Source organism: Novosphingobium sp. KCTC 2891, assembly GCF_025938155.1.
Lineage (GTDB): Bacteria > Pseudomonadota > Alphaproteobacteria > Sphingomonadales > Sphingomonadaceae > Novosphingobium.
The window spans coordinates 27,109-46,555 of sequence record NZ_JAPCZG010000015.1 but is presented as its reverse complement, the minus strand read 5'-3'; the positions used below and the strand labels follow the sequence as shown (position 1 = coordinate 46,555).

Here is a 19,447-nt window from a genome sequence, read left to right as displayed (position 1 = left end):
GCCCCCGCCTGATCAACGGGCGGGGTTCGCTTGCGCTCCGGGGACGGCCGGCACCAGCGGCTTTGCCCCGTCGCCCAGGATGATGAACGCCGCCCAGTAGAACGGGTGCGATGTGTTGGGATCGTCCATCAGCTTCTGCTCGGCATCCGCCAGCGCTGCGGCGAGCGGCTTGCCCGGTGCCGCCCCGATCATGCCGCCGATCAGTCGCTTGGTAGCGTCGTAATCGTCGGGCACCGGCCAGTGACTGGCCACGACCGAGCGTGCGCCCGCGCCCACGAAGGCGCGCACCAACCCGTCGAGCGCGTAGTTGCCACCCGTCGTCACGCCCGCCTCGCGGCTGGCGCTGACGCTGGCGATGCCGGCCGTGTCGCAGGCCGACAGGATCACGAGGTCGGCGTCGAGCTTGAGGTCGAAAATCTCGCGGAACGACAGCAGTCCGTCGGAGCCGGGACCGCCGAAGCTGGTCACCAGCGCCGGGCGGGCCGGGCAATCGGCGCGCGGCGCCGTGACCAGCCCGTGCGTGGCGAAGTGCAGTACACGGTACTGATCGAGCGAGGCATCGCCCAGCAGCGCGGTATCGCTGAAGGCTGCATCGGTGTGCACCGCGCTGGTCCCGCCAATGGTCTTCTGCGCGAACAGCAGTTCGTCTGCCGAGATCGGGCGCTGCCACGTCACCAGCGGCCATTCGCACTCGTCCGCCACTGCCGCAACCGGGCGCAGCTGGGGCACGGCGTTATGGCCAAGGCCAAGGTAGGGCCGCGATGCGTGCGAGGGGGCGAGCTTGCGAATATCGAGGAAACCGCGCGGACTGACCGCGATCGACACTTCGCGCCCTCGCCCGAGCCAGGCGATGCCGGTGAAGTCGAACAGATCGGCGTCCGCCGCCTGCGTCCGTTTCTTGTAGGCCGCGATGCCCTTGTCGTCGGTCACCAGCACCGAGGGCGGCAGTTGCAGCATCGCCGCGTCCGGCTCGAACACCAGGTGGCGCACTTGCGCCAGCCCGGCATCAAGCGGGCCGAACAGCTTGAGATAGAGCGCGCGAGAGCGGTCGAGATCGAACGGATAGTTCACCTGACGGCCGCCCTCGACCTTCACGATGGTATCACGGATCGCCTGCACTTCGGCGGCAAGCTTCGCCCGGTCGAGATCGATGCGGAACGTGAGGGAATCATCCGGCGTGGCGAACAGCGCATAGAGATCGTCGCCCGCCGCGATCAGCTTGTAATAGGCCTCGCCCGGACGCAGCGCCTGCTGGAGTTCGGCAAGGTTGACCCGCTGCGGCGCGAGCACGTTGTAGCGCGGGAATGCCGCCAACTTGCTGACCAGTTCGGTCTGGTCGCGCTGGAGCGAGGCCAGCGTGTCCTGCGCCGCTTTCAGAGCCTGTTGCTCCTGAGCGGTCGGCGCGGTCAGGGCGGCCAGGCGCGTCACGTCGGCATCGGTCCGCGCGATGTCGCGGCTGCGCGCCACGGAAAGGCGGAACAGCGCCGCCGCATCGTCATTGCCTTCCGACAGTTCGCGCGCCAGCACTGCCTGCGTCTGCGCGACGCCGGGGCGCTGGAGAACCTGCGCCGCCGTGAACATCGCCGCCGCGCTCCCCGCTCCGCCGTCCCGCGCCAGCAAGCCGAAATAGGGCGAGAGCAATTCGCGCAGCGTGGTGCCGCTGTCGGGCACCATCGCGCTTTGGTCGATCACCTTGGCGAACAGCGCTTCTGCCCCGGCGCTGTCACCGGAACGGCCCAGGAATGCCGCCTTTCGCGCCTGCGCCGCCAGAAGCGTCGGCGATTGCGGGAAAGCATCGGCAATGGTCGCGATGGCGCGGTCGAAATCGGCCGACGCCTCCGCCTGGCGGCCCTGCGCCTCGCTCAGCAGCGCTTCCTCGATCTGGATTTCGGAGCGCAGCCAGCCGGTCGAAACCACGCGCCCGCCCCGCACGGCGAGCAGCCGCCGCTCGGCTTCGGCGAACTTCGCCGCCGCATCTGGCCAGTGCCCCTGCAGCCGTGCGGCGGTACCCGTCAGCGCGACGCCCTGCGCATCGAGGATTTCGGCGCGTTCGACCGGGCTGAGCCCCGGATCGATGCCGCCCAGCCGCCGCAGCGAATCGTTCTCGCGGTTGATCTGCTCCGACAGAGGCATGTTGATTTCGCCCATGGCCAGCTTGTCGCGGTCGAACGATATCTCCACCGGCACGACCGGCCGGCCCAGCTCGGTTAGCGCCGCATCGGGCTTGCGCTGGTTGAGCAGGTCGATCGCGCGGTAATTGCGCAGGCGCCGCTCGGTCACGCCGTCGTTCGGCGCCAGGGCCTTGCGGCCGTCCTCGAACAGGCGCTGTGCCGCCGCGAAGTTGCCGAGGTTGGACTGTTGCAGGCCCTGGTTCGCCAGCGCTTCGGCCAGCCCCGGATTGCCGCTGCTGCGATCGCGCGTGGCGAGCGCTTCGAAAAATTCGGCGGATTCAGCGAAGCTGCCGCCATTGTTGCGCAGATAGCCTTCGTCCCGCGCACCAAGCTGGTCGAGCTGGCCCGCCTGGATCCGCGCGAACGCCGCCGGGTCCGACACTTCGGTCGTTGCAACGCGGACCTCGCCTTCGACCGGGCGATCGGCCACCACGCTTGCCACCGCAAGCCGCAGCGCCGGATCATAGCCCGCCAGACCTTCGACGAAATAAGTCACCCCGCCCCGCCGCACGACATAGCGCCGGTAATCGACCCGCGAGCGCGGATCGCGGCAAGCGAGGCTTTCCACCTCGCCCAGCTGGTCGATCACCGCCTTGGCCGGCGCGGCGCATTCCACCTGCACGCCCGGCATGGCGCTCGGCTCGCTTGCCGCCACCACATCCCGCCGCACCGCGATCAGCGTGCCCACTGCCCCCGCCGCATCGCGGCAGGTCAGCCGATAGGACCGGTCGAACATTCCCACCAGCCGCGCATCGCCCGGCGCGTTCTGCGCGGTGCACATCACACCCGACGAGCCGATGCGGAAGCTGTTGCGGATCGACAGCGGCGGCGCCTTGGCCGAAGCCGGAAGTGCGGCCGACAGAGCCAGAACGGCAAGGCTTGCGCCCATCATGAATGACCTGCGCATCACTGCTCGCCTCCCTGGGCCGAATTCCCGTTTCCAGCCGATCCCATCAAGGCGGGATTGCCGCTGCCCGCGACGGGCTCCTCGATCTTGCCCGGCGGGTTGAGCGGCCGCATGTCGATCAGCGGCGTGGGCGGGGCGATTGGCGAAGCACCGCCATCACCGCCTTCGCCCTGCTGCTGGCCATCGCCATTGTCCCCCTCGTCCGGGCCATCGCCGCCACCGCTGCCGCCACCGCTGCCGAAGCCCGGCGTATCGCCCAGCCCGCCGCCATTGAGCAGCGTGATCTGGCTGGAGATCGCCGGATCGGGGGTTTCGGTGATGACCAGGCAGCTTGCCGCCGAAATCAGGCAGCCGTTCAGCCGGCTGTCCGCGCTGAAGAACCCGATCTGCGCGTGATTGGCCTTGAACGCGTCGACCGCGTCGGTGCCCGACAGTACCGTCGAACCGCTGCTGAAGCGGCCATTGACGATCATCACCAGCGGCAGCGTGCTGCCGGGCACAACGCGGAACGCGTCGGCCGCCGTCAGGAACCCGGCTGGAGCAAGCGCCGTGCCGGTGTTCTGAACATAGAACGTGCGCCCGATGGTGAAATCGAACCCGCCGGCAGTCAGCACCCCGTCCGGCCGCTGCACCGCCGCCGGTCCGTCCAGGTCGCTTTCCAGTCCGGTGTAGAACGGGTTTGCCCGCAGCTTGTCGAGGATCGTGCCCGATGCGACGTGAATGCCGCCGGCCTCGATCCGCAGGATACCAGCCGGTGCCGTGCCGCTGCCACGCACCGACAGCGATCCGGTCGCCGCATCCAGTTCGAACAACCCGGTGCCGAACGACAGCGCATTGGTGGCCAGGAAGCCGCGCGCGGCAACGTTGCCCACGATGCGGATGCCGCCGGTCAGGTTGCCCCCGGCGCCCACCGTCTCGAAGCGCACCACGCCGTTGGGATCGTCGATGGTGCTGCCCGCCTGCGGGCCGGTCACGTCGAGGTTGCCGATCAGCACGTCGGCGCCGGTGCCGGCATTGTCGAGCGCCCGGATGGTCAGCGAACCACTGCGGATCAGCGCCCACTCACCGTTTCCAAGCGCGTATCCCTGTCCGGCCAGCCCATCGCCGATCAGCACCTGCTGCCGGTTGAGCGACTGCAACAGGATCGAGCCGCTTACCCCGGCATTCAGCCCCAGCGCCTCGCCATCCAGCGACTGCGTGCGGATCGCGATGTCGTTCGAGGCGATACTGATCGAAGGCGCGTTCCACCGCGCATCGACCGTGACGGTGCCGCCACTGTCGATGCGGATATCCTGCGACGCATCGAGCGCGCCCACCGTGACATCACCGGCGGCCGCCGCGGCAAACCGCCCGCCGGAGGCATGGCCCACGCGGATCGCGCCGGAAACCCGCGCCGGCGCCGCCGCAAACAGCGCATCAAAGTTGAACGTGCCAAGCTGCCCGCCCAGGCTGGCCATCGACGCATCGGCAAGAAGGATGCGCCCCGAACCGGGTACGATGGCGCCGGTCTGCGGATCGATGCTCCCCGATGTGATGCTGCTCGCCACCACGTTGCCGCCCGCAAGCAGCGCCATGTCGCGCCCGATGACCGGCCCCAGCGAGAGGTCGCGCGTTGCCACCAGCGCAATGTCCGTCGCCGCCTCGACAAACCCGGCCGCCAGCGTTCCGCCTGATCGCATCGCGATCCCTGCGGTTCGGCTCGATAGCGCAGCGAGGTTCGCATCGCCGCCGATGGTGCCGGTAATGGCTCCCCCGGCCAAGATTGCATCGGTCGTCGCCGCGCCCGCCGCCGAAAGGCCGATGCGGCCCGCGGCGAACAGGCTGCCCGTGACCAGCGTGCCGCCGGCATCCAGGGTGATGTCGCCGTTCGGGCTTGCCACCGGCCCCAGCGTCATCGCACCGCCGCTGCTGGCGCTGACCCCCGCATCGCCAAGCAGGCCACCGGCGGCGATGCCGGTCGCCGCGCCCAGCGCGATGGTCCCGCCAGCGTTGATCCCCGCAAGGTTCAGCGCCCCGCCGGACGAGAAAACAGAAACGTCGCCGCCCAGAAGCGTGTCGGCCGAAACGTCGCCCGCAGCCGCGAGCGAGATGCCGCCGCTGGCGCTCGCCGGTCCGACCAGCACCGGTCCGCCCTGGCTGGCGACCGCGATGTTGATGCTGGCGTGGAGCGCGCCGGCACCAATGGCGCCCGCCGCGCCAAGGTCGATGGAACCGCTCGTGTCGATATCGGAAAGATGCAGCGCACCTGCCGACGAGCGGGCCGCCACCGAACCACCGGCGGAAATCGTCCCCGCGGTCAGATCGCCCGAAGACAGCAGCGTGACCCCGCCGAATGAAGTCGCCGCGCTGCCCAGTTGCAGCGCGCCGCCCGCCGTCTGCGCGGCAATCGTGGTTGCAGCCGTCAGGGCACCCGCGCTGATCGCATGCGCAGCCCCAAGGTCGATCGCCCCGGCCGACGTGACATCGGCAAGGATCAAACCGCCACCGGCGGAACGCACGCTCACGTCGCCGGGCGCCGACAGCGCCCCTGCGCCAAGGTCTCCGCCAGCCGTCAGCGAAATTGCGCCGCCGGTCGTGGTCGCCCGGTCCACCTGCAACACGCCGTTCCGCGCCCGCGCCGCAATATCACCCGTGGCCGAAAGCGCTCCCGCGGTAAGATCGGTCGCCGCGCCGAGATCGATGGCCCCGCCGGATGCGCCCACGGCGCCAACCTGCAAGCTGCCGGCCGCCGATTGCGCCGCGATGCTTCCAACCGCAGACAGCAGGCCAGTGGAAAGATTGCCGTTGGCCGTCAGATCGATGGAGCCGGCTGTTGCGCTGGTTCCGCCGGCAATCACCACCGACCCGCCGGTGGAACGCACGCTCACGCCATCATGCGCCGCAAGAGACGCCGTGCCGACATCGCCCGCCGCATCGAGCGCCAGTGCGCCATTTTGCGCAGTCACCGCGCCAAGTAACAGCCCGCCGCCGATGCTGCGCAGCGTGACCGAGCCGCCGCCCAGCACGTTCTGCGGCGCACCGCTACCGCCGCCTGCCGTGATCGGCAGGTTCGTGGTGGCAATCCCGCCTTGCGCCGTAATCGAGAGGTCGCCCCCTGCGGTCAGCGCGCCGGTCAGGACGGCATCGTCGCCCGTAATGGCCAGGTCGGTGCCCGTCAGGACCGGGCCAAGCGTCACCGCCCCGCCCGCGTCAAGCGTGAAGCTCGTGCCCACAGCGATCGGCCCGGCGGCAAACCCCTGCGCCGTCGCAGCCACCAGCGACCCTGCCGAAGTGGTTCCGCCAATCGTGATCGCCCCAGCCGCGCGCACCGGCGCCGCCGCGAACAGGGCATTGAAATCGTAGGTGCTGCCTGAAGGCGCACCGCCGATGCCGGCCATCGCATAGCCGGCAAGCAGCACGCGCCCACCCGCTCCGATGGAACCGAGCGACATGTCGCCACCGCCCAGCACCGCAAGATCATCCACCGAGATCACACCCGCCGAGATGGCCTGCGTGCCGAACAGTCGCGCCTGCGCGGCAGCCAGGTTGCCCAGCGAGATCGCCCCGCCCGCCAGCACCGACAGCGCGCGCACCGCGTTGGGATCGCTCGATGCGCCGATCACGATGTCGCCCGCGCCGAGCGTCCCGCCCGACTGGAGCGAGACCGCATCGAATGCGTGGATCGCCCCACCGACGCCAAGCGTGGTGCCGGCCGAAAGCGCCACCCCGCGTCCTGCGTCGATGGCTCCGAGCGTGATCGCGCCAGGCGCGACGGCGGTAACGCTCCCGCCCGCCGTGATGTCCGCCAGTTGCAGGCCGCCGCCCGTCGAGACCGCGTTCACATAGGATTGCGCAGAAAGGACACCGCTCACGATGTCTGCCGACGCTGCGAGATCGACGGCACCCGCCGCCGCGCTGGCGGACGCCAGGCTGATCGCACCGTTCAGCGAATGCACGGCTATGCCGCCCTGCCCCGTCAGCGCGCCCACGGTCACGTCCGTCCCGGCATCCAGGCTCACGAGCCCGCCACTGGCAGTGACCGCGCCAAGGCGCAGCATCCCGGTCGAGCTGCGGATGGTTGCCGAGCCCCCGGCCGTCAGGTCGAGCGCCGGCCCAAACCCGCCGCCCGGCAGGCGGCCGGCCGTTATCACGTCGCCCAGCGCGAAGATCGAGAGGTTGCCGCCCGCCGCGAACGTCATGCCAAGCACGGCATCGTCGCTGGTGACGGAAATGTCCGTGCCGGCCGTGACCGGACCAACGCTGATCGCTCCGCCCGCATCGAGCACGATCCCGTTCGTGGCCGACAGCCCGCCGGCGCTGAACGACTGGGCCGTCGCCCCCGTGAACGAAAGCGCGGAGACTGTATTGCCGATCGCGATGGCACCGGCCGCGCGCACCGGCGGCGCCGCGAACAGCGCGCCCATGTCATAGCCGCTGATGGACGGATCCCCGCCCAGGCTTGCCATCGAGATATCGGCCACGAGCACGCGCCCGGTCGCCGCGACCGAACCGAGCAGCACGCCGCCACCGCCCAGCACGGCAACGTCGCCCGACGAAATCGCGCCGGCACTGATGGCCTGCGCGCCGAACAGCCGGGTGTTCGCTGCCGTGATGTCGCCCAGCGAGATGGCGCCGCCCGCCAGCACCACCGCGTCGCGCACGGCGGCCGGGTTGCTCGACGGATCGATGACGATGTTACCCGCGCTGACTGTCGCGTCCGAATGCAGCCTGACCGTGTCGAGCGCATGGATCGGACCATTGACCAGAAGCGCACCGCCCGATTTCAGCGTTGCCAGCCCGCCCGCATCGACCGAACCCACGGAGGCGCTGCCCAGCGCCTCCACGTCAAGGTCGGTACCGGCGCGCAGGTTGCCAAGGCGCACGATGCCGGTGGCGCCCACCGCCAGACCGACATCAGACTGGAGGTTCGCATCCGTGATCAGATCCTGCGCCGTCGCGAGGAAAACGCCGTTCGTACCGTGGATGGTGCCCGGCGTGACCGCCGGGGTGCCCGCGACCCAGTTCGCCGCGCCGATCTGGACGTGGTCCGCCACCAGATCCCCGCCATCCAGCGAAACCACCAGGTCGCCCGGCGCGGTGAAGCTGAGACCGCCCGAGAGGGTAGCGCTGCCGCCCTGAATGAGGATTTCGGCCGGTGCCGCGCCCGTCGCCTGCTGGCCCGCGGCAAAGAACGACATCGAGGTCGCTGCAATGTCCGCATTGCGCAGATTGAGAGCGATGGGCAGGCCCTCGTTGATTGCGGCGCCGGTGGTCGATCCCGCACCGCCCTGCGCAACCGCCTGGAACGACAGGACGCCCGCGTTCAGCGAACCGCGCTGGTTGTCGACAAGAAAACGGCTGCTGGCGACGAGAGCCGCCCCGCCGGGATCGCGGCCGATCACCGCATCGCCGCCCACGCCCTGCGTGGCGCCTGCACCGCCGGCACCGCCGATCGCATCCGCGACGAACGATCCGGGGCCTGAAAGCGTCACCGGCGATCCGCGCACCAGCAGGACCGCACGGCCGCCCACGGCCATGCCGCCCGCGCCGCCGTTGCCGCTGGCCGTCGCGCCCGCGCCGCCCGCGCCGCCACCGCCGCCGAAGCCACGGGCAAGGGCCGAGACAGTTCCGAAGCTTGCCGATCCCAGATTGATCGCGCCCGTATCCGCGCCGCTCTGCGTCCCGACATCGAGTACGCCGCCCGTCGCGGCCCCGCCAATTCCGCCGTCCGCGCCAACACCGCCATCGTTGGCAGCGCCGGTCCCGCCGACACCGCCAAGGCCCTGAGAACCGATCGCGAGATCGCCCAGCACGATCCGGCCATTGCCCGCGCTGCCGATGGCGCGCGCCATGCCGCCGGTGCCCGCACCGCCGGTGCCGCCCACGCCGGCGCCAACCGCGCTGATCGCACCAGTCCCGCCTGCGCCGCCCTGCCCGCTCGCCAGCACGCTCGCCGATCCCAGCGTGATCGTCCCCATGCCTTCAACCGCATTGAGCGAAATGACTTCGGCCACGCCGCCAACGCCGGCCCCACCGGTGCCCCCGGCCAGCCCGTTGCCGCCATAACCGGCCGCATCGACATCGGCGCTACTGGCAGAGACCTGCCCATAGCGCGTGGCGATCGCCGCGTGGCCACCAGTACCCAGCCCGCCGATCCCGCCACTCCGGCCCTGCCCCTCGGCCGAAACCGTGGCGCTGCCGCCAAGCGCAATGCTTCCGCCGTTGCCCAGCCCCACATCGTTGCCCGCAGCAATCGTGGCCAGCCCGCCCCGGCCTTCACCGCCAACTCCCAGACCAAAGGCCTGGTCGCCGACCCCGCCAAAGCCATTGGCAAAGATCGTCGCGTTGCCTGTCGAGGTAATCGTGCCGCCAAGGCTGAGCAGCGTTGCCGTTCCCGCCGCGCCCAGCCCGCCGATACCGCCCGCGCCCGTGCTGTCTCCGCCCACCGCGCTGCCATCCAGCGTGATCGTGCCGGTGACATCAAGGCGCGATCCCGTGCGCATCTCGATCGTGGCAAGCCCGCCGGTAGCAGCCCCGCCTGCGAAGGCACCTTGCGCGGTGCCGCCAAAGCCCACCGCCTTGAGGTAGACGTCGTTCGTGGTCATCGCCAGCCCGCTGCCGGCGACGATCTTGGCATTGCCGGCAATGCCCGCGCCGCCCGCCGTGGTGAGAGCGGCGCCGCCCAGCCCCGAAACATCGAGCGTCAGCCCAGCCAGAAGCTTCAGCGTATTGCCTGTGGTCGTCCCGTCAGCAAGGATCGCCACCGTGCCACCGGTCCCTTGACCGGCATCGGCAAGACAGGCCGTGCAGCCCAATCCGTTGGCGCCATAGCCAAGCGCGGTCAGGCTGGCCGAATCCGTGATCTCGATCTTCGATCCGCCCCGGTCGGCCCGGATCGTCACCGAACCGCCGGCGCCGTCGCCGCCGGCTCCCGCCGACCCTGGCGTGACGCCGGAGCCGGCAAATCCGCCCTGCTGCCCCAGGCCATTCGCCGAAATCGAAACATACCCGAGCGACATGCTGCCCGTCGGCGTAACCCCGACCAGTGCGCCATCGGTATCCAGCGTGACATCGCCGCCAAAGCCACTACCGCCGGTCGCGCCATCGCCGCCCATGCCGTTCGGGGAAAATCCGCCCGCGCCGCCGCGCCCACCGGTACCATCGGCCAGGACGGACAACGAACTCGCGGTGAGCGTGCCGTTCGACACCCCCGCATTGATGACGACCGACCCGCCATGGCCAGCGCCGCCGCGCTCGCCCGGTCCGGTTATTATGCTGCTGGCACCGACAGCCCCGTCACCGCCGTCGCCCTTGGCGTTGATCACTGCGGTGTTGAAGGAAAGAGTGGATGGCCCGCCCGCATTCGAAATCGCGTCGAAGCGGACCTGGCCGCCATAGCCATCGCCGCCGATACCGCCGCCGGAGAACCCGGAGCCGCCCAGACCGCCCGCGTTCGCACCGAACAGGCCCGAGAACGAAACGGTGCCATTGCGGGCCGAAACGGTGGCAAAACCGCCGGTGCCCGTGCCGCCCACATTGCCGACGCCATTCGCGCCGCCGCCTTCGCCGCGTGCGATCAGCAGGAACGTGCTCGCGACCGAAACACTGCTGTTGCTGGCCGAAACCTCGGCCGCTCCGCCCGTGCCCGAGCCGGAGATAATGCCAAAGCCGCCCAGACCGGTGGCCTCGACGCTGCCCCCGTTGATGGTGACAGTGCCGCCCAGCGCGCGCACCGCGGCGCTGCCGCCGATGCCGTTCCCACCCAGGTCATAGCCTGCACCGCCCTGCCCCGTGGCATCGACGCTCACCGATCCGATGCTGATAGACCCTGCGAACGCATCAACCAGTGCGAAGCCGCCGTGACCAAGCGCGCCCGACCCGCTGAAGCCTTCGCCCAGCCCGCCGCCGTAGCCCTGCGCATTCACCGTCAGGTCTGCCGCGGTCAGCGATCCGCCGCCCGTCTCGACAACGAACCGAGCCGTACCGCCGGAGCCGATACCGCCCTGCCCGCCGGAACTGTTGAAGCCCCCTTCGCCGTTGGCATTGACCAGCACCGTGCCGAACGTCAGCGCTGCGCCGTCGGCGATGATTTCCGCCGTGCCGCCGTCGCCGTTCGCCGAACTGAACGTGCCATAGGCTTCGCCGCCGCGCCCCCGCGCATAGAGGGTGGTCTGCCCGGTAACGGTCAGCACATGCGCACCTCCGCCCGCCGTGATGCGCGCCGTCCCGGCAGAGGCATCGCCCGCCTTCGTGGTAAACGCCGAACCACCCGATGCCGAAGCCGAGAGATTGAGCCCATTGCCGATCGTGACGGTGTGCAAAGCCGTGCCGCTCAGCGAGAACAGGGCGAGGCCGCCACTGCCCAGCCCGCCTTCGACCGTGCAGTTTACGCAGCTGTCGCCAAAAGTGCCGTCGCCATCCGCCGAAAGCGCGACGCTTCCGCCCACGGTCAGCGTGCCGCCGCCGGTGAGCCCCTCGATCGTGGCCGTTCCCCCGGCGCCGTCGCCGCCGCGATACCCGGTGCTGGAAATGAATCCGCCGCGCCCGTCCGCAGCGAGGGCGATGCTCCCGGCTGCAACGCTCGAACCGGAGCCGTACGAAAGCCGCGCGGTGCCGCCCGTGCCGTTCCCCACAGCGGGCGCACTGATGGCGCCCGCGCCAAAACCGCCGGCGTAGATATTGATCGCGCCGCCCACCGAAACGTCCGCCGCATTCTGCGCGGTCAGCCGCGCCGCACCGCCGGTCGCGGAGCCGCCATCGCCCAGTCCATCGCGGTCGGCGATCACGCTCAGATCGCCGGTCACGGCCACCGTGCCGCCATCGACGTCCATGCTGGCCGACGAACTGTCGCTCACGCCCGTCACGTTGACTGCGCCCGCATCCAGCGACGTCAGGGTCAGGCTGCGCTTCACCGTCAGGTTGGCGCCGGTCCCCACCGAAATCAGGGCCGCATCGCTGCCCGGCGTTGCCGGATCGGCCGTGCCCGCCAGATTGACGTCGGATTCGAACGTCGCGGTGCTGCCATTGGCAACGGTAAGCGCGGCATTGCCGGTCGCCTTGCCGATCACGGCCGACGTTCCGGTCATCGCACCGATCTGCAACGTGGTCGCAGCCGTGCCGCCGCCCGCCGAACGCGCGGTCCCGATGGTTCCACCCGCGACGTCATAGCCCGCCGAAAGGACAATCGTGTTGCCCTGTACATCCGCCGCGGCGGCAGGATCGAAACCCAGCGAGGCGTTGTTGGCGATCGCCATGGTGATCGCGGTATTCTTGGGCACCGCCACCATGTAGATGCGGTGGATCGTCGTCGCCGCCGCGCCCGCGGCGCCGCTGATCGTGCCGCGCTGGTCCAGCACGGTACCCGTCGCGCTGCTGCCGCTGGTCACCGCGATGTTGAACAGGCCGCTGGGCGAAAACTCGATCGTCGCCGCGTCGGCCGCGACCAGTGCCGCCGAGCCATCGACGGTGATGGCGCCTTCGTTGACGATGCGCGGCGCCACCATCGCGACATAGGCGTTGGATGCACTGCCGTTCGACGCGGTGATCTGCGCCGCCGGATCGATCTGGATCGACGCACCGGTCTGCGACTGCTGGAACTGGAAGATGCCGTTGTTGCTGAACGCACCGGTCTGCGCGTCATAAGGCAGGTCCGAGGTGGTCAGTCCCAGGTTGCCCACGTCGAACCGCGCGTTCGGACCAACCAGGATGCCGCCGGGGCTGTAGAAGAACACCGTGCCGCCGGGCACGCCCCCGCCCGTCACCGACTGGATGCGCGAGATCACCTGCCCGTCGAAAGAGATCGGACGGGTGGGATCGGTCGGAATGATCCTGTTGAGCACGGCGAAGTTGGGCGTCGTGTCGATGTTGTTCGTGAATGTCGCGGTGGTGCCATTGGGCTGGAACGCGACGGTGCCCGTGCCGGTCGTGTCGAACGGCGCCCAGTCGATCACCGCCGAGGCACTGTTCACCGTGACGTCGGTGGTCGTGCCTGTGGCGAAGACCGAAGCGGAGCCGGCCACGACCGTGCCGGTCCCCTGGAACGACTGCGCGTGGGCCACCACCGCGCCGGACGCGAGAACAGTGGCAATGGCCAGCGACGAAACCGTGAGCGTTTCGCGGCGACTGCGGGTGCGGGGCATCAGTTGGCCCTCCAGGGCAGGAGACGGGTGGTCAGGGTGACAAGGAAGCGCGGATCGGAGCGCCTCGTCTGGATCCGGGTGCGCTCCAGCGGCACGGCCAGCGTGGCATCGAGCCGGAAGCGCTCGCCCAGCTCGGCGCGCACGCCGCCGCCGGCCGAGGTCAGGCGATCGGCCCCGGCAATGCCCTTGTTCCACGCCCAGGCGGCATCGCAGAACACGAACGGCTGCACCCGCACATCGCCGCCGCCCACGCGCAGCCGCGGCCCGCGCAACTCGAACGACACGCCCACGGCGCTGTCGCCGATCACCTCGCCCGGATCATAGCCGCGACCTACGGTGTAGTTGCCGGCGGAAAACTCCTCGAAGCTGAGCAACGGCTTGAACGCATATTGCGCGCGCGGCATCACCGCGACCGCCACCTTGCCCAGCGCGCGTTCGTATTCGCCCTGCGCGCGCACCACGGTGGCCGTGGGCGAACCGTCGAACCGGCTGGTCGGAATGCGCCCGATGCACGCGATCCCCGCGCAGCCATGCGTCGCATCCAGAATGTCGAGACCCTGCCGCAGTTCGAGCGAACCACTTGCGCGCCATGCCGGCGCGGCATGCTTCATGTCGATCGCGTCGGCATCGAGCCGGGTCCACAGCACACGCAACCGGTCGCGCGTCAGCGGGCCGATCAGTTCCACGTTCTGATTCACGAGGTCGAACCCCGCCCCCAGCCACACATTCGCGCGCTGCGAGCGCAGCAGCGGATATCGGCCATAGAGGCTGGCGTAGAGCGTGCGCGCCTTGAGCGCGGCGCCGCCCGCCACCGGCCCGATGTCCGGCTGGGTCCACGCATAAGTGAACTGGCCGCCAACGATCAGCCCATCGCTGCCGGGACGAAACTCGTGGCTGGCCTGGAGGATGTGCTGTTCGTGGAAATCGGCGGTGGCGTAGTAGGACAGCGTCGTCGCATCGCCCAGCCCGGTCAGCCCGAAGGCCTGCACGCGCAGCTGCGCGCCCCATCGCCCCGTGGCTTCGGAGGCGAGGTTCTGGACCGACAGGTCGGCAACGAACGGCAACCGCAACACGGTCACTTCGCCCACCATGTCCCCCGGCGCGCCGCCGGCGGGGCGAAGAGTGAGCTGCACATTGTATCCCGGCAGGTCGCGCGCCAGCAGCAGGTATCGCTCGGCCTTGTTGCGGTCGAAGATCTCGTCCTTGGTCAGGTGGCCCAGGTATTCCTGCAGCTTGCGCTCGGCGCCGCGCGTCTCGCCCCGCGCGCGGATCGCGGTGACGCGCGCATAGAGCACCTCCATGCGCACTTCGCCGTTCTCGATCCGCTGGGTCGGCACCTGCACCGCGGCAAGGTAGCCCTTGTTGCGCAGGATCGTGCCCGCCGCATCGCGGATGTCGCACAGCGCTGCCACCGGCTGAGGCGTTCCCGCCAGCGGCTTCCATGCCGCCTCCAGCTCCTCGGCCGTCGCCCCCTTCAGCCCGTTGAACGTGACGTGCGAAACGGTGACCTTGATGTCCTGGTACTTCGGATCGGCCAGCGGACAGGGCGAACGTTCGATCCCGCCCGAGATCGTCAGGCGCGGCTGCTCGGGCGGCGGTGCTTCACCGGTCACCCCCCGCAACTGGTCTCGCGTGGGGACGCCGGCGACCGGCGGAACCGCCTGGGCGAGAGCCAACGAGGGCAGGATGCCCGCGCCAAGCGCCATGACGCCAACGCGCAAGGAGGCGACTGAAGCCTTGTTCAGCCGACCCGATTTCCTGACCTCACAAACCATTTCTGCCCCCGTCGTATTTTCTGCGACGCGGCCCGATTTCTCATTTTATTTATAGATTGTTAGCAACCAAAATGGATGAAAGTCAAACGGTCAGGGCGGCGCGATCACCAGGGATCGCGCCGTGCCATAGCGGTTGCTGAAAAAATTTATGTTTCGCCGTCAGGCGCGCATTCAGCTCAGCGCGCCGTGGCAGTGCTTGTACTTCTGGCCCGAACCGCAAGGGCACGGCGCGTTGCGGCTGATACCGCTGCCGGCATAGGGGTCATCGCCCGCCTGCCCCGGTGCGGCAACCTGTTCCGGACCCTGCGCCCCCATCGCGCCCAGCATCGCCGCGGCACCCGGTACGGCCAGCGCATCGTTGTCGCCGGTGAACGGATCGATGTGGCTGGTCAGGAAATCGGGCAGCTCGGGCAGCTGGAAGTCGTCCGGCTGGCGCATCCGGAACTCGGCGGTCATCAGGATGCGCGTCACGTCCTCGCGGATCGCGTCGAGCATCTTCTCGAACAGGCCGAACGCTTCCTGCTTGTATTCGTTGATCGGCGTCTTCTGGGCATAGGCGCGCAGGAAGACCACCTGCCGCAGCGCGTCGAGCGTGGCGAGGTGCTCCTTCCAGTGATGGTCGAGCCGTTCGAGCAGGATAGACTTCTCCAGACCCTTCCACGATTCGGCGTCCATGGTCTCCAGCTTCGCCGCCATCGCGGCGTCGGCCGCCGCCGAAAGCCGCTCCTCGACCAGCTGAGGTTCGACCGCTTCTTCTTCCAGCCATTCCTCGAACGGCGCATCGATGCCCAGCACGTCCTGCACCCGCTCGCGCAGGCCGGCGATGTTCCACTGCTCCGGATAGGACCCCGGCGGGCAGGCATCGCCCACCAGCGAGTTGACAGTATCGTGCCGCATATCGACCACCACGTCGCCAACCGCGTCGGCATCCATGATGTCGGCGCGCTGCTCGTAGATCACCTTGCGCTGGTCGTTCATCACGTCGTCGTATTCGACGACCTGCTTGCGGATGTCGTAGTTGCGGGCCTCGACCTTCTTCTGCGCGGTCTCGATCGCCTTGGACAGCCACTTCGACCCGATGGCCTCGCCGTCGGCAAGGTTGCTGTTCATCATGCGCGAAAACAGCGTGTCCGGCCCGAAGATGCGCAGCAGGTCGTCTTCGAGGCAGAGGTAGAACTTCGACAGGCCGGGGTCGCCCTGGCGGCCCGAACGGCCACGCAGCTGGTTGTCGATGCGGCGGCTTTCGTGGCGCTCGGTGCCGATCACGCAGAGGCCGCCCGCCGCCAGAACCTTGGCCTTGTCCTCGGCCACTTCGGCGCGGATGCGGGCAATTCCGGCATCGCGCTCCGGTCCTTCGGGCACATCGCCGAATTCGTCGGCAATGCGGAATTCGATGTTGCCGCCCAGCTGGATGTCGGTGCCGCGGCCCGCCATGTTGGTCGCGATGGTCACCGCGCCCAGCCGGCCGGCCTGCGCCACGATATGGGCTTCCATCTCGTGGAAGCGGGCGTTCAGCACGTTGTGCTTCACCCCTTCCTTGCGCAGGTATTCCGACAGAAGCTCCGACTTCTCGATCGAGACCGTGCCCACCAGCACCGGCTGACCGATCTCGAACTTCTCGCGGATCAGCTTGGCGATCGCCTGGAACTTGTCGGCGGTGTTCTTGTAGAACTCGTCCTCCTCGTCCACGCGCTGCACCGGCACGTTGGTCGGGATGGTGACGACGTTCATCTTGTAGATGTCGAAGAATTCGGGGGCTTCGGTCGCGGCGGTGCCGGTCATGCCCGAAATCTTGGGATACATGCGGAAATAGTTCTGGAACGTGATCGAGGCCATCGTCTGGTTCTCGGGCTCGATCCGTACGCCTTCCTTGGCCTCGACCGCCTGGTGCAGGCCGTTCGACCAGCGGCGGCCATCCATCATGCGCCCGGTGAACTCGTCGATGATGACGACCTTGTCGTCCTTCACGATGTAGTCGATGTCACGCTTGAACATGACATTCGCCTTGAGCGCCTGGTCGAGGTGGTGGACCACCATCGTGTTCTCGACGTCGTAGAGGTTCGAGCCGACCAGCAGGCCCGCGGCTTCCAGTGCGCGCTCGACCCACTCCACACCGTCCTCGGTCAGGCTGATGTTCTTGGTCTTCTCGTCCGCCTCGTAAAGCTCGGGGACGATCTGCTTCACCACCGCGTCGACCGACAGGTAGAGGTCGCTCTTGTCGTCGGTCGGGCCGGAGATGATCAACGGCGTGCGCGCCTCGTCGATCAGGATCGAGTCCACTTCGTCGACAATGGCGAAGTTGAACGGACGGTGCACCATCTGGCCCCGCTCGTGCTTCATGTTGTCGCGCAGGTAGTCGAAGCCCAGCTCGTTGTTGGTGGCATAGGTGATATCGGAGTTATAGGCCGCGCGGCGCTGCTCCTCGTTCAGGTTGGGCACGATCACGCCCACCGTCAGCCCCAGGAAATTGTAGAGCACGCCCATCGTCTCGGCGTCGCGCCGGGCGAGGTAGTCGTTGACGGTGACGACGTGGACGCCCTTGCCTTCCAGCGCGTTGAGATAAACCGCCAGCGTCGCCACCAGCGTCTTGCCCTCGCCGGTCCGCATTTCAGCGATCTCGCCCCGGTGCAGCACGATGCCGCCGATCATCTGCACGTCGAAGTGGCGCAGGCCCAGCGCGCGGACCGAACCTTCGCGCACCGTGGCGAAAGCTTCAGGCAGGATGTCGTCCAGCGACGCGCCGCCGGCGAGCATCTCGCGGAACTTGGGGGTCTGCGCGGCCAGTTCCTCATCGGACAAGGCCTGCATCTGCGGCTCGAACGCCGCGATCTGGCGGACGATCTTGTCGAGGGACTTGACGTAGCGGTCGTTGGACGAGCCGAAAAGCGACTTGGCAAGGGCGCCGAACATAAGTGAGATTCCTGCTATGCGTAGGGTGCTGCCGCGAGGCGTGGATCACGCGCGTGCCGGCAAACGTTCAAACGGGTAAAAAGTGCCGGCGCTGCGCTATTCGCGCGCGCGGTCCGTGATCCGGACGCCGCAATTTTCGACCAGCGCCGCGGTGGGCAGCCAGATCGGCTTGCGCTGAAGCGCCGCGAACTTGCGCGGCGGCGCAGCCTTGGCCCGCACCGGGCACACAGTGCGGCGGGCCGCCGCCTGCGTGGCCGCGCTTGCCGAGACGCCCACCCCGGCCACTTCCGCACGCGACGTCGCCACCGCGACATCGGGCAGGGAAAGGCCCGTGAGCATGGCCAGAAGGACGAGCAGCAAGCGCATAGGGTGACGCAAGTAGGAAACTTTGCGACGAAGGTCCATGCGCAAAAGCGGCGCGGCCCGCCATGCGCGAATTGTTCACCATTCCTTATCGCCTGCGCGATAGCCTTTCACCCTGCCATGCCGCCCGCCTCTCACAACAGCAATCCCGCGCACCGACTGCTTCTGATCGACGCCATGCGCGGTATCGCGGCGCTTGCCGTGCTGATGTTCCACATGGGCACGCTGCATCTCGGTGGCGGCGTTTTTGATCGGTCCTATCTAGCCGTGGACTTTTTCTACATCCTCAGCGGCTTTGTCCTGGTCCCCTCGCTTGAACAGGGGGCGGGCGCAAAAACAGGCGCGGGGCGGCTGATTGCCCGACGGGTAACCCGTCTGTGGCCGATGATGGCCGTGGGAACCATGCTGGGTATCGCACTGACGACAGCCAGCGATGGTGCATTGCCGTCCGTCGCGCTAGTGCTTAGTGGCCTGATGTTCGCCCCCCTGTTTGACGACAACCAGCCGATATTCCCGCTCAACGCCCCGCAATGGTCGCTGCTGTCGGAACTTCTCGCCAACGGAGCGCACGTTCTGGTGTTGCGCCGCCTTGGGCTGGCTGTGCTGGTGGGGCTCGCCGGCGCTTCGTGGCTGACCCTTACGGCCATGGCCCATGCCCATGGCTCACTCAACGCCGGCGACCGTGGCCTGACATGGGGCCAGGGCCTGCTGCGCGTTTCCTTCGGCTACATCGCCGGCTGCGTCCTGGCGCGGACGCACGCCCGATGGGCACCCCTGGCTGCTCGCCACTTGCGATGGTGGCTCGCCCCCTCCGTCTTTGCGGCCCTGCTGGTCGTGCCCGTCCTCCTTGTGGTTCCCGCCGCATCCGGCGATCCGCTGACCGTGCTGGGCTTCATCCCGGTGGTGGCGATCGCTGCGGCGGCCCGTATTCCGGATGGGCTTGCCCGCACCGCCGCTTGGCTCGGCAGGATATCCTTCCCGCTCTACGCGCTTCACTTTCCGGTCCTGCGCACGGCGGAATTGCTGGCGGCGCGCGTCCCGCCGGCATTCGGCGGCATGGTGTTCCTTGCCGCCGCCACCGCCAGCATCGCCCTGGCGCACATCGTATCCCGCAGCTGGCTCGCCAAGGGCATCGGCGCGGTGCCGCTGCCGCGGTGGCGCCCGGCTGCACAAGCGGCTTGATGCCGTGCGCGGCGGAAGCTA

General features: G+C 68.7%; 6 protein-coding genes. 1 reads left to right on the top strand and 5 read right to left on the bottom strand.

The window, feature by feature from the left end; genetic code table 11:
- Positions 1–12 precede the first annotated feature (12 nt).
- The 5 genes from OLX02_RS18635 to OLX02_RS18615 form a co-directional block, all read right to left on the bottom strand.
- Positions 13–3,078 carry a CHAT domain-containing protein gene (locus tag OLX02_RS18635; RefSeq protein ID WP_264425269.1) on the bottom strand — a complete coding sequence of 1,022 codons (3,066 nt, stop codon included), beginning with the start codon at positions 3,076–3,078 and terminating at the stop codon, positions 13–15.
- Positions 3,078–13,196 (bottom strand): hypothetical protein, encoded by a 10,119-nt coding sequence (locus tag OLX02_RS18630; protein WP_264425267.1) that lies wholly within the window; start codon positions 13,194–13,196, stop codon positions 3,078–3,080. The genes OLX02_RS18635 and OLX02_RS18630 overlap by 1 nt, the downstream gene beginning before the upstream one ends.
- Complete coding sequence (locus OLX02_RS18625; protein WP_264425265.1) at positions 13,196–14,917, bottom strand: ShlB/FhaC/HecB family hemolysin secretion/activation protein; 1,722 nt, start codon at positions 14,915–14,917, stop codon at positions 13,196–13,198. Before OLX02_RS18625 ends, OLX02_RS18630 begins: the two co-directional genes overlap by 1 nt.
- A gap of 225 nt (positions 14,918–15,142) precedes the next feature.
- Positions 15,143–17,881, bottom strand: coding sequence for a preprotein translocase subunit SecA (secA, locus tag OLX02_RS18620; RefSeq protein ID WP_264425264.1), 2,739 nt, complete (start codon positions 17,879–17,881; stop codon positions 15,143–15,145).
- 96 nt (positions 17,882–17,977) lie between these two features.
- Positions 17,978–18,247, bottom strand: coding sequence for a hypothetical protein (locus OLX02_RS18615; protein WP_264425263.1), 270 nt, complete (start codon positions 18,245–18,247; stop codon positions 17,978–17,980).
- A gap of 117 nt (positions 18,248–18,364) precedes the next feature.
- On the opposite strand from OLX02_RS18615, the gene OLX02_RS18610 reads away from it, so the two are divergent.
- The gene (locus OLX02_RS18610) at positions 18,365–19,426 is read left to right on the top strand and encodes an acyltransferase (protein WP_319641263.1); all 1,062 of its coding nucleotides are present in this window, start codon (positions 18,365–18,367) and stop codon (positions 19,424–19,426) included.
- Positions 19,427–19,447: the final 21 nt, after the last annotated feature.